Annotated in this window: 22 protein-coding genes; 1 reads left to right on the top strand and 21 read right to left on the bottom strand. The window is 71.6% G+C overall.

The features are described 5' to 3' along the window. Positions 1–23: 23 nt before the first annotated feature. From QM809_RS09930 to QM809_RS09915, 4 genes are all read right to left on the bottom strand, one after another. Entirely contained in the window at positions 24–1,934 is a 1,911-nt protein-coding gene (locus QM809_RS09930) for a putative nucleotidyltransferase substrate binding domain-containing protein (RefSeq protein ID WP_415045621.1), read from the bottom strand. A 31-nt stretch (positions 1,935–1,965) separates the two neighbouring features. Then, the gene (locus tag QM809_RS09925; protein ID WP_415045620.1) at positions 1,966–2,796 is read right to left on the bottom strand and encodes a metallophosphoesterase; all 831 of its coding nucleotides are present in this window, start codon (positions 2,794–2,796) and stop codon (positions 1,966–1,968) included. A 109-nt stretch (positions 2,797–2,905) separates the two neighbouring features. Continuing rightward, positions 2,906–4,264 (bottom strand): MFS transporter, encoded by a 1,359-nt coding sequence (locus QM809_RS09920; protein ID WP_415045619.1) that lies wholly within the window; start codon positions 4,262–4,264, stop codon positions 2,906–2,908. A gap of 127 nt (positions 4,265–4,391) precedes the next feature. Then, a complete protein-coding gene (locus tag QM809_RS09915; protein WP_415045618.1) occupies positions 4,392–6,443 on the bottom strand; it encodes an FAD-dependent oxidoreductase in 2,052 nt (683 codons plus the stop codon). 171 nt (positions 6,444–6,614) lie between these two features. Between QM809_RS09915 and QM809_RS09910 the strand changes: the two genes are divergently transcribed. Continuing rightward, the gene (locus QM809_RS09910; RefSeq protein WP_415045617.1) at positions 6,615–8,309 is read left to right on the top strand and encodes an FCD domain-containing protein; all 1,695 of its coding nucleotides are present in this window, start codon (positions 6,615–6,617) and stop codon (positions 8,307–8,309) included. Between the two features lie 46 nt (positions 8,310–8,355). On the opposite strand, the gene QM809_RS09905 is transcribed toward QM809_RS09910, so the two are convergent. The 17 genes from QM809_RS09905 to QM809_RS09825 form a co-directional block, all read right to left on the bottom strand. Continuing rightward, positions 8,356–9,012 carry a GntR family transcriptional regulator gene (locus QM809_RS09905; RefSeq protein WP_415045616.1) on the bottom strand — a complete coding sequence of 219 codons (657 nt, stop codon included), beginning with the start codon at positions 9,010–9,012 and terminating at the stop codon, positions 8,356–8,358. Next, on the bottom strand, positions 9,009–10,517 hold the full coding sequence (locus tag QM809_RS09900) for an FAD-dependent oxidoreductase (RefSeq protein ID WP_415045615.1): 1,509 nt from the start codon (positions 10,515–10,517) through the stop codon (positions 9,009–9,011). The genes QM809_RS09905 and QM809_RS09900 overlap by 4 nt, the downstream gene beginning before the upstream one ends. Next, the gene (locus tag QM809_RS09895; protein ID WP_415045614.1) at positions 10,504–10,791 is read right to left on the bottom strand and encodes a (2Fe-2S)-binding protein; all 288 of its coding nucleotides are present in this window, start codon (positions 10,789–10,791) and stop codon (positions 10,504–10,506) included. Before QM809_RS09895 ends, QM809_RS09900 begins: the two co-directional genes overlap by 14 nt. Beyond that, positions 10,784–11,941 carry an NAD(P)/FAD-dependent oxidoreductase gene (locus QM809_RS09890; protein ID WP_415045613.1) on the bottom strand — a complete coding sequence of 386 codons (1,158 nt, stop codon included), beginning with the start codon at positions 11,939–11,941 and terminating at the stop codon, positions 10,784–10,786. The genes QM809_RS09895 and QM809_RS09890 overlap by 8 nt, the downstream gene beginning before the upstream one ends. Beyond that, the gene (locus QM809_RS09885; RefSeq protein WP_415045612.1) at positions 11,938–12,939 is read right to left on the bottom strand and encodes a proline racemase family protein; all 1,002 of its coding nucleotides are present in this window, start codon (positions 12,937–12,939) and stop codon (positions 11,938–11,940) included. The genes QM809_RS09890 and QM809_RS09885 overlap by 4 nt, the downstream gene beginning before the upstream one ends. Next, positions 12,936–14,420, bottom strand: coding sequence for an aldehyde dehydrogenase (NADP(+)) (locus tag QM809_RS09880; protein WP_415045611.1), 1,485 nt, complete (start codon positions 14,418–14,420; stop codon positions 12,936–12,938). The genes QM809_RS09885 and QM809_RS09880 overlap by 4 nt, the downstream gene beginning before the upstream one ends. A 20-nt stretch (positions 14,421–14,440) precedes the next feature. Then, complete coding sequence (locus tag QM809_RS09875; protein ID WP_415045610.1) at positions 14,441–15,424, bottom strand: ornithine cyclodeaminase family protein; 984 nt, start codon at positions 15,422–15,424, stop codon at positions 14,441–14,443. A gap of 5 nt (positions 15,425–15,429) precedes the next feature. After that, entirely contained in the window at positions 15,430–16,329 is a 900-nt protein-coding gene (locus tag QM809_RS09870) for a dihydrodipicolinate synthase family protein (protein ID WP_415045609.1), read from the bottom strand. 298 nt (positions 16,330–16,627) lie between these two features. After that, the gene (locus tag QM809_RS09865; protein ID WP_415045608.1) at positions 16,628–17,068 is read right to left on the bottom strand and encodes an SRPBCC family protein; all 441 of its coding nucleotides are present in this window, start codon (positions 17,066–17,068) and stop codon (positions 16,628–16,630) included. A gap of 126 nt (positions 17,069–17,194) precedes the next feature. Beyond that, the gene (locus QM809_RS09860) at positions 17,195–19,210 is read right to left on the bottom strand and encodes a glucose PTS transporter subunit IIA (RefSeq protein WP_415045607.1); all 2,016 of its coding nucleotides are present in this window, start codon (positions 19,208–19,210) and stop codon (positions 17,195–17,197) included. A 108-nt stretch (positions 19,211–19,318) separates the two neighbouring features. After that, positions 19,319–20,536 (bottom strand): N-acetylglucosamine-6-phosphate deacetylase, encoded by a 1,218-nt coding sequence (locus tag QM809_RS09855; protein WP_415045606.1) that lies wholly within the window; start codon positions 20,534–20,536, stop codon positions 19,319–19,321. 9 nt (positions 20,537–20,545) lie between these two features. Beyond that, the gene (locus QM809_RS09850) at positions 20,546–21,568 is read right to left on the bottom strand and encodes an SIS domain-containing protein (RefSeq protein ID WP_415047051.1); all 1,023 of its coding nucleotides are present in this window, start codon (positions 21,566–21,568) and stop codon (positions 20,546–20,548) included. 94 nt (positions 21,569–21,662) lie between these two features. Continuing rightward, complete coding sequence (locus QM809_RS09845; RefSeq protein ID WP_415045605.1) at positions 21,663–22,655, bottom strand: STM4011 family radical SAM protein; 993 nt, start codon at positions 22,653–22,655, stop codon at positions 21,663–21,665. Further along, positions 22,652–23,995 carry an STM4012 family radical SAM protein gene (locus QM809_RS09840; RefSeq protein WP_415045604.1) on the bottom strand — a complete coding sequence of 448 codons (1,344 nt, stop codon included), beginning with the start codon at positions 23,993–23,995 and terminating at the stop codon, positions 22,652–22,654. Before QM809_RS09840 ends, QM809_RS09845 begins: the two co-directional genes overlap by 4 nt. Beyond that, positions 23,992–24,813, bottom strand: a complete 822-nt coding sequence (locus tag QM809_RS09835) for an STM4013/SEN3800 family hydrolase (protein WP_415045603.1) — start codon at positions 24,811–24,813, stop codon at positions 23,992–23,994. Before QM809_RS09835 ends, QM809_RS09840 begins: the two co-directional genes overlap by 4 nt. Continuing rightward, positions 24,810–25,898, bottom strand: a complete 1,089-nt coding sequence (locus QM809_RS09830; RefSeq protein WP_415045602.1) for an STM4014 family protein — start codon at positions 25,896–25,898, stop codon at positions 24,810–24,812. The genes QM809_RS09835 and QM809_RS09830 overlap by 4 nt, the downstream gene beginning before the upstream one ends. A 5-nt stretch (positions 25,899–25,903) precedes the next feature. Then, on the bottom strand, positions 25,904–26,863 hold the full coding sequence (locus QM809_RS09825; RefSeq protein WP_415045601.1) for a hypothetical protein: 960 nt from the start codon (positions 26,861–26,863) through the stop codon (positions 25,904–25,906). Positions 26,864–26,892: the final 29 nt, after the last annotated feature.

Below are 26,892 nucleotides of genomic sequence, written 5' to 3'. Positions count from 1 at the left end.
GGCCCGGGAACACCCGCGGGGTCTCAGCGTTTGGGGGCCCGCCGGGCACCCGGCCGGCGGACCCGGTCCACCGGCTGCCCCTGTTCGACGAGGTCCTTGCCGGAGACCATGTGCGCCACCCGACTCATCCGCCGTTGCACCGCCGCGATCTCTCGGACCGTCTGCTCGATGACGCTGCGTTCGATGGGCGAGAGCTCGTCGAGGTCGATCAGATCGTCCGGCGGACGACCCGCCTCGTACTGGCGCAGCTGGTGCTCCAGGCGCAGCAGCTGGAGCTCGTCGAAGGCCTCGATCAGGCGCCGCGCCGAACGCTCGGGCAGCACCTGCGAACCCGCGGCCACCTCCAACCGCCTCGTCGTGTGCAGTTCCGTCGAGCCCACGCTGAGCGCGCCCCACCGCGCGATGTTGACGATCGGCAGCAGCCCGCGCGCCTTGATGTCGAACTGCTCGCCGCGGCCGATGATCCGGTCGCGCATCGACATGAGTCGGGCGCGTCGCGAGAGCGAATCGGTCAGCAGGATGCCCACCGTCGCGGGATGCCGGTTGAAGTCGCCGAACACCCGGGCGGGTTCGGGCAGGCTCGGATCGCCGAAGATCGGCCGCGCATCCACCAGGAGCGAGGCCATGATGGTGCCCTGGTTCTGCTGCGGGTTCGCCAGCCAGCCCTGCGCGGCCTCCCGCCACTGCGAATCGGTGCGCGAGAAGCCCTTGTGCGACGGGAACGCGTGGTTGGCGTCGACGCTGATGCCGCACCGGTTCAGGACGTCGCCGACCTCCTCGAAGACCTCCCGGTACCGCGGGATCTGGTCCTCGTACTCGTCGGCGAAGGTCACCGCGGCGTCGACGTCCGAGGACAGCACCGCCTCGCGGCGGCCGTTGCTGCCGAGCGAGAGCCAGGTGAAGGCCTCGATCGACAGATCCTCGTGCCGCTCGAACACCAGGAAGATGGCGCGGCGGGTGATCGAGTCGACGATCGCCGAATGCACCGAGATCACCCGGTCCGCGGACAGGCCGCGGCGGATCAGGTCGGCCAGCAGCGCAGGCACCCGGCGCGCGTGCCGGGCCAGCGAGTCGACCGAGCGGGCCTGGCGTATCTGCTCGTTGATGCCCACGCCCGCGGTGGTCGGCGCCAGCATGAAGTCGCGTTCGCCGACGGCGCCCTCCAGGTGCCCCTCGTCGCCCTCGACCAGCAGGAACTCGACGTCGTGGTCGAGCATCTGGATGAGCGCGTCGCCGGCGGACATGTTCCGCCAGACGGTCACCGCCGGGTAGGCCATCACCTCGGCGACCGCGGTCTGCCGCGACAGGCCCTCGGCCAGCACCCGCCGGCGCAGCGCCTCGTCGGTCACCAGCCCGAATCCCCCGGCCTCGGCGTCCACGGCGGCGTACGACAGGCCGCGCTCGGTCATCCGCCGGGCCAGCTCGGTCACCGTGATGTCCTGCGCGACCACCAGCGGCTGCCGCTGGATGAGGTCGGCGACCAGGGTGTACATCGGCTGCGCGGACTTGAGCCCGCGCACGTGCGAGATGTGCTCGGCGAGGAACCGGGCGCCCTCGCGCGAGGTGAACGCGCCGATCGCCCGGTCGGCGGGGAACCGCACCACCCGCGCCCGGGTGTCGGCGACCGCGCGCGGTCCCGTCGGCTGCCCGGCGAGCACCGCGGTGAAACCCAGGGTCGCTCCGCGCCGGAAGCGGTCGGCGGGACCCTCGGCGACCCGGTCGGCGTCGTACCAGAGGTTCACCTCGCCCGACAGGATCACCAGCAGGTCGTCGGGGGTGGCGGCGAAGGCGTCGACGATCAGTGCGCCGGCGCCGAATTCGACGATCTCGCCGACGGCGGCGAGCGCCGAGCGCTCGTCCGGGCTCAGCGCATCGAACGGCTGATAGCTGGCGAGCAGTTCGGTGATCTCCTGATCCACGCTCTCGACTGACATGGGCGGCTCTTCTCGGAGAAGGGGCGATGGATTACGCGACACGGGGCGGAGTCGAGGTCGTGACGACGAAGGAGCTCCACTGCGTCGTGGCGACGGCGAGATGACCGGGATCGATACCGATGATCCTACCGCCGTCGAGCCGGGTCTCCTCGTGGTGACGGACCGGGTCGTAGACGGTCAGCGGGTCCTCGGACTCCCCGTGCGAGCCGCTGTGCCCGTGGATCTGGCTGAACGGAAGCGTCCGGCCGAGCCAGCCCGGGACCAGCTCGTCGGCGCGGTCGGCCCAGAGCGGGCCGACCATCGGATTGGGGCCGCCGCCGAGCATGGCGCCGCCGCCGTAGAGCGTCTCGCAGCCGGTGCGGGCGAAGGCGTTGATCCGCATCGCCGCGCTGCGCGCCGACGACGGCGCGTCCAGGTGTCTGCGCCAGAACGACTCGGTGACCCCGGCGTGCGAGACCAGGAACTGCTCGTCGTCGCCTTCGACGGCGACGGCGGTGTGCAGCACCCCGGTGCGCCACCAGCGTTTCAGCGTGCGCCGGGAGCCGTAGCTGATCTTCTCCGCCCACCGGAACTGCGGCGTCCGCAGATAGTTGACCTCGTGGTTGCCGATGAGCTGGATCCACTGGTGCGGCTGCGTGGTGAGGTAGTGATCGACGAGTCGGACGACACCGTTGGAGTCCGGTCCCCGATGGACCAGATCGCCGACCTGCACGACGACCAGGTCGTCGGGAAGTCTCCCGGCCCGGTCGGCGCCGAGCTCACCGAGTTCCCGGCGCAGTTCGTCCAGATGTCCGCCCACGTCACCGATCACCGCCACGCGCAGTCGCATTCCGATGTCCTTCTCCCGATCGATCGTTCTCATTCTGCCGTCCGACGCCGGAGGGGACGGACGGTGGACGGCCCCTCCGGCCACGGACGAGGACGGACTTGCTCATCCGTCCTCGTCCGCGGCCGGATCCGGCCGATCCGACTCAGTGACTCACGTCGCCGGCGAGCTCGGACAGGCTCTTTCCGCTGGTCTCCGGTGCCAGAATCTGCGACACCAGAGCACCGACGACGCCGACGAAGGCCCAGACGAGCAGCGTCGGTCCCAAGCCCAGGACCTTGATCGCCTCCGGAGTCAGGAACAATCCCGCGGCCGCACCCATCCGGCTGATGGCGGCGGCGAAGCCGGTGCCGATCGCTCGGACCTCGGTCGGGAACACCTCGGCCGGGTACACGGTGGTCATGGTGTTGTAGATCGCGCTCAGGAACGCATAGGCCAGGAACAGGACCAGCAGCAGCCACTGGTTGGCGTCGGTCCAGAACCAGATCAGCAGCGCGGCGACGGCCAGGATGACGCTGGCGATCCACTGGGTCGGAACGGTCAGCTTACGCCGAGAGAACTTGTCGATCACCATCGTCGTGACGATGGTGCCGACCCAGCCCGCCACGGAGAAGATGACCCCCTTGAGCAGGCCGGTGAGCCCGACTTCACCCATGATCCGGTCCGCGAACGTACCGATGGCGAAGAACGGGGCGACCGCGCACATCCAGAAGACCGACATGAACACCGTGGACCGCCAGACCGCGGGCGAGAACAGCATCTTGAAGGTGCCCCGGACGCCGTCGCTGGCCGCTTTGGCCATGTCGGTCCGGTACTCGGTGTCGAGGTATTCGGTGACGATCGCGTGCGCCTCCTCGGTTCTGCCCTGCGACCACAGCCAGCGCGGCGACTCGGGCAGTCCGATTCGGCCGAGGAGCAGCACGAACGCGATCAGCGTGCTGGTACCCAGGATGTACTGCCAGCGGATGTCTGCGGCGTCCATGTAGTAGCCGATGAAGAAGGCCACCATGAAACCGCCGTACCAGGCGACCAGCGTGTAGCACAGGTACCGGCCGCGCTTCGCGGTCGGCGCGAACTCGGCGAGCATCGGCCAGCCGACCGCGTATTCGATGCCGACGGCGAGGCCCATCAGCAGACGCACGACGAACAGCACCCAGGGGACGTCGGACGGGACGAAGAACTGCAGCGCCGAGAACACGGTGAACAGTGCGAGATCCCAGAACAGGATCGGCTTGCGGCCGAACTTGTCGGCGAGCCAGCCGCCGATCGGGGAACCGATCAGGATGCCGATCATCGCCGAGGCGGCCTCCAGGCCGATCCACAGGGCGGTGAAGCTCGGATCCTCTTCGATGGAGTGGGCGACCGGGCCGATGATGCCCAGGATGTACCCGTCGAGGAACATGCCGCCGACCAGGACGGTCACCATGCGGAGCATGAACCGCTGCTTCTTGGCGAACGTGGTCGGATCGTCGGGGTCGGCCGTCATGGCGTCTATCGCAGACATAATGCATGCTCCTCGGGTTTCGGGCTGAAAGACATCGGTACTCCTTCGGTCGAGCGATCTTCCCTGTGGAAGCTGTGGGGGCCCAGCGTCGTCGGTGGGCGGAACGGCGGTTTCAGGCGGCGCTGCTTCAGAGGGCGCTGCAGAGCCGCAGCGAGTCGAAGATCGCCGCGGGGATGTTGCGGCCGGCCACCGCGTCGCCGACGCGGTAGACGGCGTAGGAGCCCTGCGGGTTCGCCGTACCGGGCTGCGGTGCGCGGGCCAGGAGTTCGGGGACGGCGATCATCCCCGCATTGGTCGACGACGGCACCAGAGCGTCGAACAGCTCCCGGTCCGGGACGGTCCCGTGTTCGACGACGACGGCGTCGACGATCCTCTCCCGGACGGTCTTGGCGTCCTCGGTCTTCAGGTGCACCGCGAGTCGGCCGGCGCGGCGCTCGATGCCGACCAGGTGCTGCAGCACCGTCGAACGCACGTCGTGTTCGGCCATCATCGCGAAGTAGCCGGTGGCCGGCGAGGCGCCGACGTCCGGGGCGACGCTCCGTTCGGGCGTCACGTACTCGATGGCGCCGGTGGTACGGGTCAGCGTGTCGATCGCGTCGAGGGCCTGGTGGCCGCCGTGATCGTCGTAGACCATCACCTCGCCGGTGATCTTCCGCGCGCCGCTGATCACGTCCCAGGTGTCGATCGCGAGTTCGTCGCCGGGGACCCCGACCGCGGCGGTCGGGGCGCCGCCGGTCGCGAGGATCACCACGTCGACGTCGGCGAACACCGTCTCCACCTCGTCGGGGTCCACGTAGTGGTTCCGGCGGAGGGTCACGCCGAGTCGACGGCATTCGGCGACGCGCCAGTCGATGATCCCGATCAGGTCCCGGCGGCGCTCGTTGATCGCGGCCAGCGCCACCTGACCGCCGAACGCATCGCTCGCCTCGTACAGCGTCACCGTGTGGCCGCGTTCGGCGAGGACCCGCGCCGCCTCGAGTCCGGCGGGACCGCCGCCGACCACGACGCAGGTCTTGCGCTCCTCCGGCGCGACCGGGGCGATCCGCTGCGGCACCTCGTCCTCCCGGCCGGTCGCCGGGTTGTGGATGCAGTTCGCGCGGCCGCTCGTGTAGATCCCGTCGATGCACAGGCTCGCCCCGACGCACGGCCGGATCTCGTCGGATCGGCCCTGCTGCGCCTTGATCGGCAGATCGGGGTCGGCCATCAGGGCGCGCACCATGCCGACCATGTCGAGCAGGCCCTCGGCGATCGCGAACCGCGCGGTGGCGACGTCGGCGATCCGCCCGGCGTGCATCACCGGGGTGTTCAGCTGTTTCTTCACCCAGCCGGAGAACTCCAGGTGCGGCGCCGAGGGCGTGTACATCGGCGGGATCATCTTGGTCAGCGCCGCGTCGGTGTCGACGTTGCCGCGGGTGATGGAGAAGAAGTCCGCCCCGGCGGCCTCGAACATGCGGCACATCTGCACGCCCTCGTCCGCGGTGATGCCCGCGTCGTCGTCGCGCAGTTCGTCGATCGAGAGCCGCCAGCCGACGACGTAGTCGTCGCCGACCGCCGCGCGGACCGCGGCCATCACCTCCAGCGGGAACCGCATCCGGTTCTCCAGGCTGCCGCCGTACTCGTCGGTGCGGTGGTTGTGGAACGGGGAGAGGAACTCGGCCAGCAGGTGGCCGCTGTACGCCGAGAGCTCCACGCCGTCCAGGCCGCCGGCCCGGCAGCGCTGAGCCGTCTCGGCGAACTCCCGGGCGATCCGACGCAGATCCGCGGGCTCGGCGATGCGGGAGAAGGACCGGTGCGCGGGCTCGCGGGTCCCGGATGCGGACAGCGCCGGAATCCAGTTGCCGGTGTACTCGGTGAGGCGGTGCCCCATGTGGGTCAGCTGCGTCATCACCGCGGCGCCCTGCTCGTGGACGTCGTCGGACAGGGCCTTCAGGTACGGCACCGCCTCGTCGCGGTAGAGCTCCAGGTTCCCGAACGGCGGCGCGCAGTCGGGGCTGACGATCGCGCTGCCGCCGATCATCGTCAGGGCCACGCCGCCCCGCGCCTTCTCCCGGTGGTAGGCGCGGTAGCGGTCCTTCGGCAGTCCGTCGTCGCTGTAGGCGGGCTCGTGCGAGGTGCTCACGATGCGGTTCCGCAACGTGAGGTCTTTGATCGTGAACGGAGTGAAGAGCGGATCGGACATGGCGGCCTCCTCTCGGGGGGCTGGTACTGGAATCGGTCCGGACCTGCGACGCTGCGGGTGACCGGCCGGGGACTGGAGTCGCTTGTCAGCATGAGTCCTGCCTGTGATCGGCGTCGCACATAGACTCGACAGCGATCCGAGTGAGTCAAAAGAAGGTGTAGTGACGGTGTCATGACCGAGAACAGCAGACCGCTGAGCGATGACGAACGAGCTCTGCTGGAACGCACCGCCCGCTCACGAACAGCGACCCACGGCCTCGTGACCAGGGCGAAGATCGTGCTCGACTGCGCCGATGCGGGGGTCGGCGAGGCCGCCCGACGCTCCGCGGTGAGTCCGGTGACGGCGACCAAATGGTGGACGCGTTTCCTCGAGTCCGGGCTCGACGGCCTGGCCGACAGCCCGCGGCGCGGGCGGCCCGGCGCCTCCGACGCCGACGTCGCCGAGATCTTGCGGCATGCGCTGATCGTTCCGCCGGACGGAGCCCGCCGCTGGTCCACGCGCACCGTCGCCGCGGACACCGGACTGAGTCAGGCCACGGTGAGCCGGGTGCGGCGCCGCCACTTCCCCCAGCCCGAACCCGGAACCCGGGTGCTCTCCGACACGACGACGTCGATCCTGAACTACGTCGACGTGTCCGAGCACGGCTGCGCCCTCGGGTTCGTGCGCACCACCAATGCGCCCATCGCGGGGACGCCGTCACCGGCCCTGGTCGATGCCGTCGAGACGATCGCCTGTGCGGCGCTGCTGCGGCGTCCGCACGACGGCTATCCGGCCGCCTCCGCCGCGGCCCCGTCGTCCGCACCGGGCCCCTCGGATTCTCCGACCCCGCCGCCCCGGGCCCTGCCGCTGCTGCGCCGGACCGCACGGCACCTGACGCCGGTCCCCCCGGTGACACTGCTGATCGACGTCCCGCTCGACGACGCCGCCCACCGCTGGCTCACCGACCATCCGGGTCTCACCGTCCGGGTGCTCACCCCCGGCGAATGGCTCGCCGCCGTCCACCGGATCGCCGAGACCCTCGACAGCAGGCAGCTCACCGAGCTCAAGACGGTGCAGCACCGGATCCGGGAGGCCTACCGGGCGGGCGAATCCGGTTTCTGCTGGGTGCGCGACACCGCCTCCCCGGACCCGTCCGGCACGGGTGACGCCGCGGGCACCGCGGCACCGGCACCCGGCACGACGACGTCGTCGTCGATCCACGATCCGATCGACGAGGAGCTGACCAGGACCGTCGTCGCCGTGTGCGCGGCCATCGACGACGGCGAGCTCTGGCCGGGCGACGAGATCCCCGTCCGCACCGTGACCCGGCGCTCCGGGCTGTCCGCGGGACGGGTCGGCGATGCGCTCGGGCGGCTCGCCGCCGAAGCGCTGATCGAACGGTGCGGCGGCCGCTTCCTGGTGCCGCGGCCGGTGCCCCGCGACGTGGTGGAGACCTACACCGCCCGCGGACTGCTCGGCACGGCCGTCGCGCGGCGGCTGGCCTCGATGCAGCGGGAGCTGCCGCCGTCGATCGACGCGTATCTCGAACGGCTCGACGTGTGCGACCGGATGGGGCTGACCCACGAGGCCGCGATGATCGACCTCGACTTCCAGAACGAGCTGGCCCGGGCCTCGGAGATGCCGCGGATCGGATGGATGTTCGTGCAGCTGTCGCTGCAGTTGCGCCTGTTCGTGACGATCATCGGCCTGGATTACCGCTACCCCACCGAGGAGATCGCGGGCGACGGCCGACGCCTGGTCGACGCGTGCCGCGCCCAGGACCCCGAGGCCGCGGTGGCGGCCTGGCGGGCCAAGACCGACAACTGCGCGCGGTTCATGCTGGAGTATCTGGAGACCAGCACCGCCCGCAGACAGGATCGCGGATAGCTCAGGATCGCGGATAGACGGGGCCGGGAGTGAGCGTCCGCCGCGTCTACGGCATGGCCCAGCGGCCCCGGGTCTGGCTGATGTGCGCCCGCATCAGCGTCTCCACCCGGTCCGCGTCGCGCGCCTGGAGCGCGTCGACGAGAGCGTGGTGCTCGCGGGCGGACTCGACCAGCAGACCCGCCTCGGACAGGTTCGCCAGCCCGTAGAGCCGGGTGTTGGCCCGCAGATCAGAGACGATCGCGGCGGCCCGACCGTTCCCGGTGTAGCCGAGGATCCGCAGGTGGAACGCCCGGTCGGCCTCGGTGTAGGCCACCAGGTCGCCGGCGGCGGCCTCGTCGACGATCGCCTGCGCCAACTCGCGCAGCTCGGGCAGATCACCGGCCGGGATCAGCGCGGTGGCCTTCGCGGTGAGCGGCGGCTCGATCAGCATCCGCACCTCGGTGATGTCGTCGAGTTCGGCCTCGTCCATCTCGGTGACCCGGTACCCCTTGTTGGGCACCGTGGTGACCAGGTTCTCGCGCACCAGGTCGAGCATCGCCTCGCGCACCGGCGTCGCCGAGACGCCGAACCGCTCCCCGAGCACGGGCGCCGAGTACACTTCGCCGGGCTCCAGTTCGCCGGCCACGATCGCCGCCCGCAGCGCGCGGGTCACCTGTTCGCGCAGACTCGTCTTGTCGAACTGACGGAGGTTGGTGATGCTCACCGGACACCTTCCTCGGCCGCGTCGCCGGTCGCCTCGATCCGATCGTAGTCGTCGGCCAGTTCGCCCAGGGTGATCGGCGCGGCGAGGGTGCGCTTGGCGACGGGCGCGAGATCGGCCGTCGTGGGCCGCGCGCACGGCGAGGTCAGGGATGCGGTGGCGAAACCGCAGACCCGACCCTGGCACCAGCCCATCCCCGGCCGCGCGACCAATTTCGCCAGTCGGGCGTCGTCGGCGCCCAGGTCGTCGCGGGCCGCGGTCAGGTCGCCGTAGCTCGTCTCCTCGCAGCGGCACACCGTGGTGTCCGGCCGCAGCCAGTCCCGCCAGTGCTCGGGCACCGGATGGGCGAGATGCATGGCTCGGGCGAATCTCCGGCCGCGCGCGATCGCCCCGGTGAGACGACGCAGCCGCCGGGGCTCCAGCGGCTGTGCTCGGCGATCGTCGGCCACCGTGAGCCCGGCGAGTTCGCCCTCGGCGAGGGCGAGGGCGGCGCCGCCCACTCCGGTGGCCTCCCCGGCGACGTACACCCGGGGCACCGTCGTGCGCTGCCCGCCGTCGACCACCGCCACCAGCGAACCGTCGACGTCGACCCGGGTCTGCGCACCGGTGGCGGTGACCAGTTCCAGCGAGGGGGTGAAACCCCAGCCGAAGGCGACCAGGTCCGCGTCGATCCGCTCGCCCGTCCCGGGCAGGAGCCGGCCGTCGGATCCGAGGCGGCCGGTCCGCACCCCCGACACCCGATCGTCGCCGAGCACCTCGGCGACCACCGTCCGGGTGCGGTACGGGATCCGGTGCCGGGCCAGGTGATAGGCGTACTCGACGCCCTCGAACGCCTTGGTCGGCACGCTCGCGGCGTCGAGCGGATGCCGCGACCAGCCCCGGACGAAGGCGGCCGCCTCGCACACGGCGACGACCTGCGCACCGGCCCGAGCCAGGCCCGCGGCCACCGGCAGCAGGAACGGGCCGGTGCCCGCCACCACCGCGCGCCGGCCGGCGACGCTCCGGTGCGCCTTCAGCAGCGCCTGCACCCCGCCGGCCGCCATCGCTCCGGGCAGATCCCAGCCCGGCACCGGCAACTGCCGGTCGTAGCCGCCCGGACACAGGATCAGGGTGCGCGACCGCACCGCACGGGGACCGTCGGCGGCGGCGCCGACGACGGCGGTCAGGTACAGGGTGAACGCGGTGCCCGCGCCGTCGGGCATCTCCAGGAACCACACCTGACGCGAGTACACCGGCACCACCGTTCCGCGCGCGACGAGTCGGCGCAGACGGTCGCGCAGGTCGGTGAACCGTCCCCACAGGTGCTGGCCGCGGCCCTCGTCGGGCAGCGGGCGGCTCTCGTCGGGATGCCGCCAGAACTGGCCGCCGGGCTGGGCGCCGGCGTCGACCAGGACCACCGTGAGCCCGGATTCGGCGGCGGTCACCGCCGCGGCGAGGCCGGCGGGTCCGGCGCCGACGACGGCGGCGTCGTACACCGCCGGTTGCGACCGAGTCTCAGTCACGCGCATCCACCTCCACGATGCCGCCGCTCTCGCACACCATCCCGGGGCGGGCCGTGACGAGGCAGGCGCGTTGATTAGGCCGACCGTCCACGGTCAGCAGGCAGTCGAAACGAATGCCGATCCCGCAGAACAGGCCGCGGGGACGGTCGTGGACGCGTGTCGTCCGCCAGGAGCGGACGCCCGCGTCGGTCAGCGCCGCGCCGACGCTCTGCCCGGGGCGGGCGTGCACGGTCACGTCGTCGAAGGTGAACCGGATCTCGCCGGTCTCGGGCTCAGGCACTGCACACCTCCTGCAGGGTCGGGCGGTCGACGGCGAACGGGTCCAGCGAGAGATCGGTGTCGGCCCCGGTGAGGGCCTGCACGAGCAGTTTCGCGGTGCCCACCGAGAGGCCGATCCCGGCGCCCTCGTGCCCGGCCGCGTGCCACAGACCGGGCACCCGCGAATCCGGACCGATCACCGGCAGATGGTCGGGACAGTAGGGCCGGAAACCGAGGTAGCTGCGCATCACCGACACCTCCCGCAGCGACGGGTACAGGCGGAGCGCCTTGGCGGCGATCTCCCGGATCGCCGGCAGCGACGGGGTCCGGTCGAATCCGACGCGCTCGCGCGACGAGCCGATCAGGACGGTGCCGCCCTCGGTGCCCTCGATCACCGTGGACGTCTGCAGTCCCGCGTCGGAGCTCTGCGTGCTGGCCACGTACTCGCCGGCGTAGACCTTGTGGAAGACCGTCGGCGGCAGCGGTTCGGTGACCAGCACGAAGCCGCGCCGCGGGAGCACCGGCAGAGCGACCCCGGCCAGCGCCGCCACGTCGCCGGACCACGCGCCCGCCGCGTTCACCACCACCGGCGCGGCGACCGATCCGGCCGAGGTCTGCACCCCGGTCAGCCGGCCCGAGGAGGTGGTGAAGCCGGTGACCTCGGTCCGGGTCAGCACCGTGGCGCCGCCCTCGCGCGCCATGCGCAGCAGGTGCGCGGCGAGCAGCACCGGCTGCACCTGGCAGTCCTGCGGGTAGTGGGCCGCACCGGCGATGTCCCGGGTGAGGTGCGGTTCCAGCGCGGGCACCTCGTCGAGCGGGACGTCGTCGACCCGCACGCCCGCGGCCCGCTGCCGGACCGCGAGCTCGGCGAGCCCGTCGCGCCCGGCCTCGGTGGAGGCGACGACGAGCCCGCCCTTGAAGTCGAACTCCCACAGGTCCCGGTACTCGCGGAGCTCACCGGACCACAGGTCGTGCGAGTACAGCGCGAGGTCGAGCTCGGGTCCGGCCTCCTTGTCCGACACCAGCAGGTTGCCCTCGCACGCGCTGGAACTGCCCGAGACCAGCGTGCCGCGCTCGATCACCGTCACCGACAGGCCGGCCCGGGTGGCGTACCACGCGATCGCGGCGCCGATCGCGCCGGAGCCGACCACCACCACGTCGGCGGTTCTCACAGGTCGAATCCCGTCGGGAACGGATCGGTGGGGTCGAGCATGTACTGCGCAGTGCCGGTGACCCACGCGCGCCCGGTGATCATCGGGACCACCGCGTCGTAGCCGCCGACGCGAGCGGTGTCGACGAGGCGGCCGGTGAACCGGCTGCCGATGTACGACTCGTTGACGAAGTCGGTGTGCAGCGGCAGTTCGCCGCGGGCGTGCAGCTGCGCCATCCGCGCGCTGGTGCCGGTGCCGCACGGCGAGCGGTCGAACCAGCCGGGGTGGATGGCCATCGCGTGCCGCGAGTGCTTCGCGTCCGACCCCGGCGCCTTCAGATAGACGTGATGGCACCCGGTGATGTCGGGCCGCTCCGGATGGACGGGGAGGTCCTGGACGTTGATCGCCTCCATCACCGCGAGCCCGGCGTCGAGCAGCCGTTGCTTCGCCTTCCGCTCGAACGGGAGACCCAGCTCGTCCAGGTCGACGACGGCGTAGAAGTTGCCGCCGAAGGCGATGTCGTAGCGCACCGGCCCGTAGCCGGGGACCTCGACGACGCGATCGAGCCCGAGCGCGAACGACGGCACGTTGCAGAGGGTGACCGATTCGGCGTGCCCGTCGCGCACCGCGACCTCGGCGACCACGAGCCCGGCCGGGGTGTCCAGCCGGATCGTGGTGACCGGCTCGGTCACCTCCACCATCCCGGTCTCCACCAGCACCGTCGCGGTGCCGATGGTGCCGTGCCCGCACATCGGGAGCAGTCCGGAGACCTCGATGAAGAGCACGCCGAAGTCGGCGTCGGGGCGGGTCGGCGGCTGCAGGATGGTGCCGCTCATCGCCGAGTGCCCGCGGGGCTCGCGCATCAGCAGCAGGCGCAGATCGTCGTTGTTCGCCATGAACCACGTGCGCCGTTCCGCCATCGTCGCCCCGGGGAACACCCCGACGCCGCCGGTGATCACCCGGGTCGGCATGCCCTCGGTGTGCGAGTCGACCGCGTGGTAGACGTGGGTGGTCCTCACTCCCGGCTCCCCGCCTCGAGGTGGCCGTCGACGCGGCGCGGCGCGGGCAGCGTCTGGTCGTCGCGCAGTTCGCCGGGCAGCAGATGCTGCGGGAAGCCCTGCCAGGCCACCGGGCGGACGAACCGGTTCAGCGCCGCGGTGCCGACCGAGGTGGTGCCCGAGGCGGTGCTGGCCGGGTACGGGCCGCCGTGCTGCTGGGCGTAGGTCACCGAGACGCCCGTGGGCCACTGGTTCCAGAGCAGCCGGCCGGCCTTGCGGGTGAGGATCGTCGCGAGCGGACCGACGATCGCGTCGTCGTCCTCGGCGATCAGGGTGGCCGTGAGCTGGCCGTCGAGGGCCCGGGCGACGTCGAGCAGCTGCGCCTCGTCGCGGTAGACGACGACCAGTGCGGTGGGTCCGAAGCATTCGACGAAGAGTTCGTCGAAGTGCGCCACGAGCGTGTCGACATCGGTGGAGAGGAGGGTGGCGAGGGGCGGGTCCACCTCTCCTCCCCCGCCGGCGAGCACGCTCACGTCGGCTCGGCCGGCCAGCTCTTCCCGCACCTGGTGGTGCCCCTGGGCGATGCCCGGGTTGAGCAGCCGATGCCCGGCCGGCAGTGCGGCCGCGCGGAGAAGGTCTGTGAACGACGAGGCCGCGGGCACCAGCAGGAGCCCCGGCTTGGTGCAGAACTGGCCCTGCCCCAGGGTGAACGAGCCGATGAAGGCGTCGACGATCTCCTGCGCCCGCCCGGCCGCGGCCGCCTCGGTGACGAAGACCGGGTTGACGCTGCCGAGTTCGCCGTAGAACGGGATCGGCTCGGGTCGCGACTGCGCCAGGTCGAAGAGTGCGCGCCCGCCGGGGATGCCTCCGGTGAAGGCGCCGGCCTTGACGTCCGGATGCGCGAGCGCCGCCCGCCCCTCGGCCTGGCTGCTCACCGTCGCGAACAGTCCGTCGGGCGCGCCGTGCGCCGCGAGCGCCGCCGTGACGGTCTCGGCGGTCGCGGCGGAGAGCTCCGGATGGCCGCGGTGGGACTTGTAGATCACCGGGCAGCCGGCGGCCAGCGCGGCCGCCGTGTCGCCGCCGGCCACGCTGAACGCGAACGGGAAGTTGGAGGCGCCGAACACCACGACCGGGCCGAGCGGAACGCTGGTGCGGCGCAGATCCGGCCGCGGCGCGCCCATCGGCCAGTCGGTGTCGGGGTGGTCGACGCGCACGTCGAGGTGGTCGCCGGCCGCGGCGACCCGGGCGAGCAGCCGCAGTTGGAACGCGGTGCGCTTGAGTTCGCCGCGCAGCCGCGGTTCGGCCAGGTTGGTCTCCTGCCGGGCGATCGGGATCAGCCGGTCGGCGTCGGCTTCCAGGGCGTCGGCGACGGCGACGACGATCCGCTCGCGCTCGGCCGGATCGGTCGCGGCCCAGCGGTCGCCCGCGGCGACCGCCGCGGCGACCAGCGTGTCGATGTGCGCGTCCGTCTCGATCGGGGCCGCGGTGGAGGTTTCGGTCATGGCGGGTGACTCCTGGCTTGTCAGTGCGCGTCCGAGGCGGACGCGGAATCGGTGGATGAGGAACGGTGGAGGTGGTGGACGGCGCCGGCGACCACCAGGTCTTCCCACGACATGCCGACGCCGGAGAACACGGCGGGGACGCCGGGGCGACGGCGGAAGCGGCCGGTAACCAGGTCGGCGAGGTTGGCCGGCGGGCGCTGCGCCCACTCCTGTGCGCTGCGGGCCTGCAGCAGGTTGCCTGCTTCGCGCATCGCCGAACCGCGGCCCTCCACCACGATGTCGGCGCGGCGGATCAACTCGGGCGGCAGTTCCGCGTGCTCCGGGCCGTGCGCGCCCATCGCCGCGACCACGGTGTCCGGGCCGATCAGGTCGTCGTCGAGCACCGGGGTCGGCGAACTGGTCGCCGTCAGGACGACGTCCGCCCCGCGCACGTCGTCGGGCGAGCCGCCGCGGACGACGAGCCCGTCCGCGGCGGCCTGCGCGACGAACGCGTCGACGGCCTCGGGTCGACGCCCGAGCACCGCCGCGTCGATCGGGCCGAGCACCGTGCGCATCACCTGCAGGTGGCGCAGGGCCTGCGGGCCGGTGCCGTAGACCGCGACGCGCAGGGTGGAGCCGTCGGGCTCGGGTCCGGCCTCCAGCAGTTCGCGGACGGCCAGCACGGTGACGGCCGGGGTCCGCAGCAGGGTCAGTTCCGGCCCGTCCAGCAGGAGGCGCGGTGCGAGGTCGTCGCTGTCGAACAGGACGTAGACACCCTGGATCTTCGGCTTGCCGCGCGCGGGGTTCCCCAGTGCGACGGTGATCAGCTTGACGCCCGAGTGGTCGGCGGCGCGACCGGGCATGAGCAGGAACTCACCGTCGGGCGCCGGGGAGAACAGGCGCGGATCGTCGTTCTCGGGATCGACCCGCCCGGAGACGAGCGCGTCGTAGAGGAAGTCGACGGCGTCGGCCTCGGTGACGAGCGCCTTGAGGTCGTCGGCGGTGAGGAAGTCCAGGGTGCCCATCGTCGTCAGTTGTATCCGGCGGAGACGGCGTGCTCGGTCGCCTCGGTCACCTGGGCGGCGATGTCGGCGGGCAGCGCGGTGCGCGGCGGGCGGCAAATGCCGCCCTTGCGGCCGACGATGTCCATCGACAGCTTGATGGCCTGGACGAACTCGGTCTTGGAGTCCCAGCGCAGCAGCGGGTGCAGATCCCGGTACAGCGGGAGCGCGGCCTCGATGTCGGCGACGTCGCCGGAGGTGGCGAGGTCGTAGAGCCTACGGCAGGCGTTGGGGAAGGCGTTGGTGTAGCCGGAGACCCAGCCGACCGCGCCGGCGACGCCCAGTTCGAGCAGCACGTCGTCGGTGCCGATCAGGATGTCCAGCTCGGGGGCCAGCTCCTTGATCTCGTAGATGCGGCGCACGTCGCCGGTGAACTCCTTGACGCCCTTGATGTAGCCCCGGCCGTGCAGCTCGGCCAGCAGGTCGGGCTTCATGTCGACCTTGGTGTCGAGCGGGTTGTTGTAGCCGACGATCGGCAGGCCCACCTCGGCGACGCGGCGGAAGTGGTCGATCACCGCGGCGCGGTCGGCGCGGTAGGTGTTCGGGGGCAGCAGCATGATCGACTGCGCACCGGCCTCGGCGGCCTGCTCGGCGGCGCGGACCGATTCGAGGGCGCCGTAGGCGCCGCAGCCGGCCATCACGCGGAAGCCCTCGGGGGCGGCGTCGACGGCGATGCTGACGACCTTGTAACGCTCCTCGTCGGTGAGGGTCTGGTACTCGCCGAGCGAACCGTTCGGGGTGACGCCGTCCATGCCGTTCTCGGCGAGCCACGTCACCTCTTCGGCCCAGGCGTCGTAGTCGATCGACAGGTCGTCGTTGAAGGGCAGGGCGGTGGCGACGTGGATTCCGCGCCAGGGCTGCTGGGTCATGGGGGCCTCCTGGGCTCGACGGTCATGTTGTCACCATGTGACATTGCACCATCTGTGATCTGGGCACTCGCTGATCGAGTACGCGCTCACGCTAACAGTGCCATGGCACTGTCACGACGAGAACCGGTGAGGATTCGGCGGGTGAGTCACTGTCTCGTCGAGAACGACGACGGCGGCGATCCGGGGTGTCTCCCCTGATCGCCGCCGGATCGACGGGCGCGGTCGCCGTCGTGCGGATTTCACGAACCTCTGACTCACGGAGTCGACGGACGTCTGCCCCTCTCCTCCGCGTGAAGCATCAGCCCTCGGTCTTCTCCCGCACGACCTTCTCGGTGTGCTTGACCGCCTGGTCGGCGAACGGTCCGATGATCGGCGAGAGGATCTTGCCGACCAGGCCGCCGGGCAGCGAGTACTCGAAGGTCACGTCGAGCTTGGTGGTCCCCTCGTCGTCGCCGTCGCCGAATCGCCAGGCGGTCGCCGAGCTCAGCCCGGAGATCGACTTCAAGCTGATGACCTCGTCCTGCACCCACTCGACGCACTGCATCTGCGACTTCATGTCCTTCGGCCCGATCTTGATGACGGAGTCGAAGGTCGCGCCGACGCCCTCGGTCTGGTCGGTGGCCGGATCGAACTTGCTGACACCGAAGAAGTAGTCGGGGACGTTCGTGTAGTCGTTCACGTACGCGAACACCTTCGCGCGCGGGGCGTTGACGACTGCGGAATGACGGACTTCGGCCACGGGGACTCCTTCGCTCGATCCTCGCTCGGCGAGCGAGGTCTACCGGCGACCATCGTAACCGGCATCACAGGCCGCGGGGCGTACCGACCCGGAACGCTTCAGTCCTGGGAGGCTGCGGCCCGCAGGTCAGGAGAACTCGACGGTCGCCGACTTGTCGTTCATCACCACGACCGGAGTCACCGTCGAGTAGCCGGCGGCCTCGATCACCGCGAGGTCGACGTTCAGGAGCGGTCGGCCCGCGACGACCCGATCGCCCTTGACCACCAGCGGTTCGAACCCCCGTCCCTTCAGCTTCACCGTGTCCAGTCCGACGTGGATGAGCACCTGGGTGCCGTCCGCCAGCTCCAGACCGATCGCGTGACCGGTCGGGAACACGGCGACCACGGTGGCGTCGGCGGGGGCGACGACCGTCCCGGCACTCGGCTCGATCGCCAGGCCGGGACCCATCATCCCGCCGGCGAAGGTCTTGTCCGGGACCCGGTCCAGGCCGATCACCGTGCCCGGCATCGGCTGCCGCAGCGTCACCGTCGTCGGCGCCGGGGCGGTGACGACCGCGGTGTCCGCCGCGACGTCGGCGGCAGGCGGGACCGCGTCGGCGGCAGGCGCCTCGACCTCGCCCGACATGATCTGCTCCATCGCCGACTTCACGAACTGCACGTTGAGGCCGTAGATCACCTGCACCGACTTCCCGCCGGGTTTGATCGTCCCCGCGGCGCCGGCCCGTTTGAGGGCCTGCTCGTCGATCTTGGACTTGTCGGCGATCTCCATCCGCAGTCGCGTGGCGCAGTTGTCGAGTTCGAGGATGTTGTCCGCGCCGCCGAGCGCCTCCAGGAAGCGGGTGGCCACCGGGAGGTAGTCGCCGTCGACGGTGCCGCCTCCGGCGTCGTCCGGGTCGTCGTCCTCCCGGCCCGGGGTCTTGAGGTCGAATCGGAGGATGATCCAGCGGAACACGAAGAAGTAGATGCCGAACCAGATCGGTCCCATGACGAGGATGATCCACGGATTCTCGGCCATCGGGTTCTGCCAGTTGAGCACCATGTCGACGAACCCGGCGGAGAAGCCGAAGCCCATCCGGACGGGCAGCAGCTGGGCGATCGCCATCGAGATCCCGGTGAAGACCGCGTGCACCAGGTACAGGACCGGCGCCAGGAACATGAACGCGAACTCCAGCGGCTCGGTGACGCCCACGAAGAACGACGCGACCGCGGCCGACAGCAGGATGCCGTAGGTGACCTTCTTGCGCCTGCTCTTGGCCGTGACGTACATCGCGAGCGCGGCGCCGGGCAGACCGAACATCATGATCGGGAAGAAACCGGTCATGTACTGGCCGGTGACACCGCGCTCGCCCTCGCCGGTGAGGAAGTTCGTGAGGTCGTCGATCCCGGCGACGTCGAACCAGAACACCGAGTTCAGCGCGTGATGCAGGCCGAACGGGATCAGGATCCGGTTGCCGAAGCCGTAGAGTCCGGTGCCGACGGCGCCGAGTCCGACGATCCACTCGCCGAAGGCCACCAGCCCGCTGTACAGCAGCGGCCACAGGAACAGCAGGATCAGCGCGACGACCATCGACACCGCGGCGGTGATGATCGCGACCGAGCGGCGGCCGGAGAAGAACGACAGCGCATCCGGCAGCTTGATGTCCTTGAACCGGTTGTAGCAGACCGCGCCGATGATGCCGCACAGGATGCCGATGAACGCGTTCTGGAAGGCGCCCGGGGCGAAGGCCTCGTTGATGTCGGGCGTCTGGACGGAGAGCACGCCGCCCTCGTTGACCACCTGCCAGTAGTCCTTGGTCCCCGTCGAGCCCTCGTCGACCGGCACCGCGGTCCAGCTCCGATCGAGCAGGTTCATCACCGACGACGGCGCCAGCAGGCTGGTCATGATGAGCCACGAGACCAGACCGGCCAGCGCGGAGGTGCCGTCGGACTTGTTGGCCATGCCGATCGACACGCCCACCGCGAAGAGCAGCGCGAGGTTGCTCAGGATCGCCAGGCCGGCGGTCAGCAGGAAGGCGGTCACCACGTTCGGACCGTCGGACACGCCGATGATCCAGTTGGCGATGCCGACCAGAATCGCGGCCACCGGTAAGACGGCGACCGGCAACATCAGCGATTTGCCGAGATTCTGGAGGAACTTCATCATGACGGCGACTCCCCTGCCCGAGTTGATCTCTCGCGAAACGCTAACAACCCGGTCGTCGGCACGGACGGATTTCCGCCCAGTCCGGTGTCGTGGCGGCCCGGACCGCGGTCAGGAGCGCTCCGGTGCGGCGGCGTCGACCCGCCGGGCGCGTCGACGGACCTCGCCGACCCGGCCGTCGCGGATCACGACCCAGTCCGCGCGTCGGCCCGGGACCAGATCGCCCACCTCGGTCAGGCCGAGGGCGCGCGCCGGGGTGGTCGAGGTCATCGCCGAGGCGGCGGCCAGGACGTCGTCGTCGCCGCCCGGCAGTCCCGCGAGCGCCCGCTCGAAGAGCACCGACATCGTCGCGGTGCTGCCGGCGATCGCCCCGGTCGCCCGGACTCGCGCGACCCCGTCGGTCACCTCGACGTCCAGCGCGCCCAGGCGGTAGGCGCCGTCGGCCATGCCCGCGGCGGCCATCGCGTCGGTGACCAGCGCGACGCGCCCGGCACCGACGTCGGCGACGACGTGGGTCAGCAGCCGCTCGTGGACGTGCACACCGTCGCCGACCAGTTCGACGGTCACCCGCTCGTCCTCCAGCAGAGCCAGGACCGGACCCGGTTCGCGATGGTGCAGCGGCCGCATTGCGTTGAACAGATGCGTGCCCACCCGCGCGCCGGCGTCGATCGCCGCCCGCGTCTGCGTGTAGGTCGCCTCGGTGTGGCCCACCGCGACCACGACTCCGCCCGCGACGAACTCGGCGATCGCCGCCGGCGCGCCGTCGAGTTCCGGGGCGATCGTGACCATGACGATCGCGCCGCCGCCGGCGTCGAGCAGCCGCGCGATCTCCTCGGGGTCGGGATCGCGCAGCGCACCGGGGTCGTGGGCGCCGCACCGGCTGTGGCTGATCCACGGTCCTTCGAGGTGGATCCCGGCGATCACGTCGGCGGCGGCGAGCCCGGCGAGCGTGCGCACCTGCCGGAGCAGCGTGCCGGGCTGTGCGCTGACGAGGCTGGCGACGGTCGTGGTGGTGCCGTGTCGCCGGTGGAAGCCGACCGCACGCCGGACCTCCTCGACCCCGTCCGTGTACGCGCCCCCGCCGCCGCCGTGCACGTGGACGTCGACGAACCCCGGCACGATCGCCGCGTCGCCGACGTCGATGTCGGGTGTTCGCGGCGGCGCACCGCGGGCGACGTCGACGATGCGTCCCCCGCGGCAGCGGAACCATCCGGGACGCAGCACGTCGCCGCCGCTGACGACCGCCGCGGCGGCGACCAGGAGGTCGCGCTCCCCCGCGGGCTCCTCGGAGACGGACTCTGCGGGCACGGACTCTGCGGATCCGACCATGATCGACGCCTACAGCGTCTCGGTCACCTTGCGCAGCCCGCGCGGACTGTCCGGGTCGCCGCCGCGTGCGACGGCCAGGTGCAACGCCAACTGCTGCAGCGGGATGATCTCGAGCAGCGGGGACAGCGGCTCCGGCGCCCCGCCGGGCAGCGCGATGCCGCCCGCGAGCCCCGCGATGCGCTCGGGTGCGCCGACCCCGAAGACGTCGGCGTCACGCTCGGCGAGCCGCTCCAGCACCGGCGCCATCGCGGCCCCGCCCGCCCCGTCGGGGACCACCGCCAGGACCGGGACCTGCGGATCGACCGTGGCCAGCGGGCCGTGCAGCAGATCGGCGCCGGAGAACGCCTGCGCCGAGAGATACGAGGTCTCCATCAGTTTCAGCGCGGCCTCGCGGGCGGTCGGATACGCGTAGCCGCGCCCGGTGGTCACCAGCCGCTGAGCGAACCGGTACCGCTGGGCCACCTCGCGCACGTGTCCGTCCGATTCGAGCACCCGATCGCCGAGTTCCGGCAGCGCCGCGGCGGCGGCGCGGCCTGCGCCTCCGGCGATGCCGTCGATCAGCAGATACAGCGCCAGCAGTTCGGCCGTGTACGACTTGGTCGCGGCCACCGACCGCTCCGGTCCGGCGAGGACGTCGACGTGCAGTTCCGCGGCCTCCGAGAGCGGTGACCGCGCACTGTTGGTCACCGCCACCGTCAGGGCGCCGCCGTCCCGCGCGACCTCGACCGATCGCACCAGATCCGGCGACCCGCCCGACTGACTCACCGCGACGAACAGCACGTCGCTCAGGTCCGGTCGTGCACCGTAGACGGTCATCGTCGACGGCGAGACCAGCCCCGCCGGGAGCTGCAGGAACACCTCGACGAGATATTTCGCGTACAGCGCGGCGTGGTCGCTGGTGCCGCGGGCCACGAACTGGACGAAACGCGGTCGCCGCGCCGCGATCTGCGCGGCCACCCCGGCGATGTGGTCCGCTCCGTCGTCGAGGAGCCGTCGCCAGCAGTCCGGCTGCTCGGCGATCTCGGCGGCCATCAGCGCCCCGACACCGTCGTTCGAGGTGACACCGTTGTTCGGGTTTCCGGTCACGCGCCTTCTCCTACCTGTCCGTTCGGCTGCTTTCGCGAATCTAACACCGGTGATGCGATCGGTCGGGCGTTCCGGCGCGGACGGGCGGCCAGAGCGCGGGAACCCGTTCGAGCACGCCCCCGGCGAAGACGTCGTACAGCGGCAGCGTCTCCAGGTGCACGTAACCGATGTGGCAGTCGCACACGGTGTTCGGGCACGCGCGCGGCCGGAGCGCGGAACGATAGGTGCCGTCGTAGAGGTTCCCGAGCCGGACCGGGACGAAGTGGCAGCGTCGGACGTCGCCCGTGCCGTCGACGGTGATCGCCGATTCGCCGGTCCGGCACGGCAGGCCCGCCGACGGGTGCGGGTGCACGCTGTAGCCGAAGTGGGGATCGATGCGCGTCCAGTCGGCGATCTCGGTGTCCCGGTAGTCGTACCCCTCGGCGGCGTTGACCCAGACGTACACCTCCGGCGGGAGCGCGTCCCGGACGGCCCGGGCCTCGTCGAGGTGCTCGGGCAGACCCACCACGCCCACCGACAGCCGGATGCCGAGTGCGCGCACCTCGCCGCACCGGGCCAGGAACCGCTCCCGGGGCACCTCGCCGGGATGGTAGGTGGCCCACAGTCCCACCCCGTCCCGGTCGGCGTCGGCCAGCCACCCCGTCCGGCACGACAGGTTGGTCTGCACGGCCACCTTCGTCACGTGCGGCATCCGGGACAGTTCGACGACGGCGCGCCGGTACCAGCTGCGGGTCAGCGCCTCGCCCCACGGGGTGAACAGCACCGAGAGCCGCTCGTGGTGCGCGGGCGCATCGCGCGCCCACGCGACGAACCGCTCCACCTGCGCGCGGTCGCGGCGCAGCACCTCCGGCCGGTCGATCCGTTTGGCGAACGGACAGTACGGGCAGTCGTAGTTGCAGCTGGAGAGGTCGCCCCGGTAGAGCACCGTCAGTTCGGCGGTCTTCGCGGGTCCGGCCGGCCGTGCGGGGCCGGTCGCCTGTGCGGGACTGATCGGCTGTGCGGGGCCGATCGTCATCGGGAGGTCGGTGATCATCGGGCGACCGCCGCGTCCATGCGGGCGCGCACCGCGTCGGACACCAGCCACGGCCCGATCACGTCGGAGCGTTCCAGGCCCGCGGCGGTGAGCCGGACCGCGGCGTCGTCGACCTCGGCCCACCCGCGCTCGACCAGTTCGGTGAGCGAGTCGAGGTCGTCGAGCACGTCGGTGCCGAAGCGCGCCCGGTAATCACCGCGCGGGATCCCGTCGACGCGCAGCAGCGTCTTGATGCACCAGCGCCGTCGCTGTTCGGAGGAGTCCAGCACCGTGCCGTGGACGGCGCGGCGGAAGTCGGCGGTGTCGACGTACTCCTCGAGGATCTCGCGGACCGCCCCCACCCCGACGGCGTAGTCGAACGAGTAGTGCAGCGACGACGTGTACGACCGCGCCCCGCAGCCGAGCCCCACCATGCCGTCCTCCTGACAGCAGTAGTCCCCTTCCGGTTCGACGACGTCGGCCCGCCGGAACTGCCGCATGGACAGCCGCCGGTATCCGGCCGCGGTGAGTTCGTCGACGGCGATCCGGTACAGCTCCAGCCGGTGCCGGCCCCATTCCGGGTCGACGTGCCCGGCGGCGTCCAGGCGTCGGCGCAGTCCGGTCAGCGGCCGCACGTACAGCGGATACAGGTAGATCTCCTCGGGGGCGCGGGCGATCGTCTCGCCGAGGGAGTACCGCCAGGTCCGCGGGGTCTGGCCGTCGATCCCGTAGATCAGGTCGAGGTTCACCACGCCGAAGCGGCCCTCGCCCAGCAGGTCGAGGGCGGCGTCCACCTCGGTGCGCCGCTGCGGCCGGCCCGCCGCCCGGGCCTCGGCGTCCAGGAAGCTCTGAATCCCCATGCTGACCCGGTGCACGCCGCGGTCGGCGAGGACGCCGAGCCGGTCCGCGGTGGCGGTGGCCGGGGAGGTCTCCACGCCGATGGGCAGTCGCGGCAGCTCCGGCGCGAACCGGGTGAGCACGTCGAAGAGCCGGTCCAGTTCGCCGGCGTCGAGGTAGGTCGGGGTGCCGCCGCCGATCGCCGCGGTGGCGAAGCGCGGCTCCCGGCCGGTCGCGGCGAGCTCGTCGCGGACCTGGCTCGCCTGCCGCCCGAGCGCGTCGAGGTAGGCGGTCACCTGCTCGGCCGGCGGCCGCGAGCGGGTGAACAGGTTGCAGAATCCGCAGCGCATCTCGCAGAACGGGATGTGCGCGTACAGGAACAGCGAGGCGACGTCCTCCCCCGCCCAGACCTCGCGCAGCGCGGGCGCGGGCGTCAACGGCCGGTACGCCGTCTTGTGCGGATAGGCGTAGAGGTAGCCCTGGTAGGGCGAGGCATCCAGATCGGTCGCGGGCAGGTCGGTCACGGCTTCTCCAGTGTGAACTGGGCGTACGGCACTGTCCAGACCACCTCGTGGCCGAGCCGGTGACCGGAGTGGCCGTCGTCGCCGTAGGCGGTGCCGTGGTCGGAGCAGAGGATCGTGAACACCGGCCGGGGCCCGGAGGTCAGGACGTCGACCAGGGCGGGCAGATGCGCGTCGACGTGCCGGAGCGCGGCGGCGTGGCTGGCGAGGGTGTCGGGCGGCCGGGTCTCCGGGGTGCTCGCCACCCCGTCGAGGTGGAAGTGGTTGGGCTGGTGCAGCGTCGGGACGTCGACGAAGACGAAGCGCGGGCGCGGATCGTCGCCGGCGAGACGCTCGGCCAGCACCGCGATCTGATTCGCGAACGCATCCGGATCGGTCACCCCGGTCTCCGGCGCCCAGTGGCTCTCCTCGAACAGCCCCGGCAGCACCCGGCCGAGCGCGGTCTGCTTGTTGAAGAAGCCGACCCCGCCGACGCAGAGCGTGCGGTGACCCCGGGCGGCCAGCGCCTCGACCACGGTCGCCTCGGGAAACACCCAGGTGTCCTCGCCCGCGGTGGCGGCCCCGGGGAAGTCCGCGGCGAACAGGCGCGGGTGACGACCCGGTTCGGCGGGGGTCGGGAGGAAACCGGCGAACATGGCGTGATGACTCGGGTAGGTGAACGACGCCGGTGCGTGACGCCGCTCCCAGCGTCCGCCGGGCAGCAGTGCGGCCAGGTTCGGGGTGCGGCCCGCGGCGAGTTCGGTCGCGGCGACGTCGTAGCGCAGCGTGTCGAGCACGACGAACGCGAGGTCGTGCGTGGCGAGGAGATCGGCGAACCTCATGCGGCCGCCCGTGCGGCGAGCACCGCGACCTGTTCGGCGTAGGTGTCCCGGTGCGGCGCGTGCAGCGCCGGCACCCGCGGCAGCAGGTCGCCGAAGGCGTTGGCCTCGGCGACGGCGATCGTCCCGTCGGCGCCGAGCATCACGTCCACCCCCACCTGCAGGCAGGAGTCGAAGACCCCGGCCGCGGCGCCGGCGACGTCGAGTGCGCGGTCGACGGTCTCGGCGCCCAGCAGGCCCCGGACCCGTGCCAGGTCACCGCGGGCGTTGCCCAGGTGCAGGTTGGTGATCGGCCCGTACGAGGTGCGGACGACGACGTGCGTCGGCCGCCCGGCGATCACCAGCACCCGCAGGTCGAAGGTCCGCCCATCGGGCAGGTGCGCCTTGGGGAACCAGCGCTCCACGTGCAGCCGCTGCGGGCCGAGCGCGTCGATCAGCCGGGCCGCATCGACGTCCCGGTAGCGATGCGGGCGCAGGTCGGCGACCGGGCGACCGTCGACCAGCGCGACGTGGGCCGTGGCCGCGACCCGGCCGCGCCCGTCGAGGGTCAGCGCCACCACCCCGGCGGCCGACGATCCGCGGACCGGTTTGGCGAACACCCGCCGCCAGCCGCGGTCGGCGACGGCCTCGGCGAGTTCGTCCCACGACTCCACCGGTGCGCTCAACGCCGGCGGCACGGGCGCGCCCGCGGCGGCCAGTCGACGATGCGTCGCAGCCTTGTCGAAGAGCACCGCGACGTCGTCGGCCCGGAGCGTCGTGCGAGTTCCGGCGTCGGACGCGGCGTGCTCGATCCGTCGTACCGCCTGCACGAAACCGGTATGCCAGGCCGCTTTGTCGCCGAACTCGCCCGTCGCCAGCACCGGCCCGCCGCGCAGCCGCGCGTCCACCGCCGGGTCCTCGCCCGGCGAATCGATCCGCACGGCCGCGCAACCGGCCAGGCGTGCTCGCCACACGCCGTTCTCGGGGTCGTCGAGCACCTCCGTCCAGGTGATCGGCCGGGCCCGCACCCCCGCGTCGTCGCACGCCCGGACGAACATGTCGACCCGGCGGTTGCGGTTGCCGACCACGGCGATCGTCGTCTCGTTCATCCGCGCTACTCGGTCACCTCGGGGTACCGCCATTCGTCGACGTCGTCCCCCGACTCGGCGGCCCGGGCCTCGTAACCGTCGGCGGCCGAGATCGCGATGTCCGGGTGCGCGGCGACCAGCCGGGCGACGGCCTCGGCCGTGCCGTAGTGGCGGTCCAGATGCAGTTCGGCGACGGCACCGAGATCGGCGCCCGCGAGGGCGTCGAGACCGGTGTCGCTCAGCGTGCCCTTGGACAGGTCGAGCCGGGTGATGCGGGTCAGCACCGGACTCCCCGGCAGTGCGGCGGCGATCTCGTCGGAGACCGCGGAGTTCCGCAGCCCCAGCCGGGTGACGGTCGGGAAGACCCGCCCGGACAGCAGCGGCTCCAGCGGTGCGACGTCGGCGATCCCCTGATACTCGTCGGCGCCCAGCCACAGTTCCAACGCCCGCAGTCTCGGCAGGTCGCTGCTCAGCAGTGCCGCGAGGCTGTCGGCCCGGAAGCCGCCCGACTCCACGATCAACTCGGTGAGTTCGGGCAGGTCGAAGCCGCCGCTCAACGGCTCGTCCTCCGACCCGCCGCGCAGTTTGAGCGTGACGAGTCCACGGAGACGGTTCACCGATGCGACGAGGTCGGCGTCCCACTGGATCCACGAGCACTCGCATTCCTCGAAGGTCATGTCGCCGACGAAGAAATGCGTCAGCGCCGGCAGCCGATCGGCCGCCGCGGCGAGGTCGGCGAGCCGGAACGTCGACTCGTAGGGGTCCTCCCCGGTCATGCCGAGGGTCAGTGCGATGACCCGGTCGACCCACGGTTCGTCGAGGAACCGCTGCAGGCCCTCGGCGTAGTCGTCGAGGGCGGACTCGGAGTTCCAGTTGTTCCGCCGAAGACGCCAGGCGTATCGGGCCGGGTCGTCGACCGTCGTGCCCGGACGGTAGTCCCGGATCGGCAGGCCGCCGAACTCGGTGGTCGTGGTGCTGAACGTCATCGGTGTGCTCCCTCCGATCGAGCCGTGTG

It is taken from the genome of Gordonia sp. (in: high G+C Gram-positive bacteria), assembly GCF_047600385.1.
Lineage (GTDB): Bacteria > Actinomycetota > Actinomycetes > Mycobacteriales > Mycobacteriaceae > Gordonia.
This window is presented reverse-complemented; position numbering and strand designations above follow the sequence as displayed.

Bases quoted from the DNA above. Each gene is read 5' to 3' on its own strand.
- QM809_RS09855 (WP_415045606.1), bottom strand. From the start codon at position 20,536: ATGGTCGGATCCGCAGAGTCCGTGCCCGCAGAGTCCGTCTCCGAGGAG.
- QM809_RS09830 (WP_415045602.1), bottom strand. From the start codon at position 25,898: ATGAACGAGACGACGATCGCCGTGGTCGGCAACCGCAACCGCCGGGTC.
- QM809_RS09875 (WP_415045610.1), bottom strand. From the start codon at position 15,424: ATGGGCACCCTGGACTTCCTCACCGCCGACGACCTCAAGGCGCTCGTC.
- QM809_RS09930 (WP_415045621.1), bottom strand. From the start codon at position 1,934: ATGTCAGTCGAGAGCGTGGATCAGGAGATCACCGAACTGCTCGCCAGC.
- QM809_RS09845 (WP_415045605.1), bottom strand. From the start codon at position 22,655: ATGATCACCGACCTCCCGATGACGATCGGCCCCGCACAGCCGATCAGT.
- QM809_RS09880 (WP_415045611.1), bottom strand. From the start codon at position 14,420: ATGACCGAAACCTCCACCGCGGCCCCGATCGAGACGGACGCGCACATC.
- QM809_RS09835 (WP_415045603.1), bottom strand. From the start codon at position 24,813: ATGAGGTTCGCCGATCTCCTCGCCACGCACGACCTCGCGTTCGTCGTG.
- QM809_RS09915 (WP_415045618.1), bottom strand. From the start codon at position 6,443: ATGTCCGATCCGCTCTTCACTCCGTTCACGATCAAAGACCTCACGTTG.
- QM809_RS09920 (WP_415045619.1), bottom strand. From the start codon at position 4,264: ATGTCTGCGATAGACGCCATGACGGCCGACCCCGACGATCCGACCACG.
- QM809_RS09910 (WP_415045617.1), top strand. From the start codon at position 6,615: ATGACCGAGAACAGCAGACCGCTGAGCGATGACGAACGAGCTCTGCTG.
- QM809_RS09850 (WP_415047051.1), bottom strand. From the start codon at position 21,568: ATGGCCGCCGAGATCGCCGAGCAGCCGGACTGCTGGCGACGGCTCCTC.
- QM809_RS09870 (WP_415045609.1), bottom strand. From the start codon at position 16,329: ATGACCCAGCAGCCCTGGCGCGGAATCCACGTCGCCACCGCCCTGCCC.
- QM809_RS09860 (WP_415045607.1), bottom strand. From the start codon at position 19,210: ATGATGAAGTTCCTCCAGAATCTCGGCAAATCGCTGATGTTGCCGGTC.
- QM809_RS09925 (WP_415045620.1), bottom strand. From the start codon at position 2,796: ATGAGAACGATCGATCGGGAGAAGGACATCGGAATGCGACTGCGCGTG.
- QM809_RS09825 (WP_415045601.1), bottom strand. From the start codon at position 26,863: ATGACGTTCAGCACCACGACCACCGAGTTCGGCGGCCTGCCGATCCGG.
- QM809_RS09900 (WP_415045615.1), bottom strand. From the start codon at position 10,517: ATGCGCGTGACTGAGACTCGGTCGCAACCGGCGGTGTACGACGCCGCC.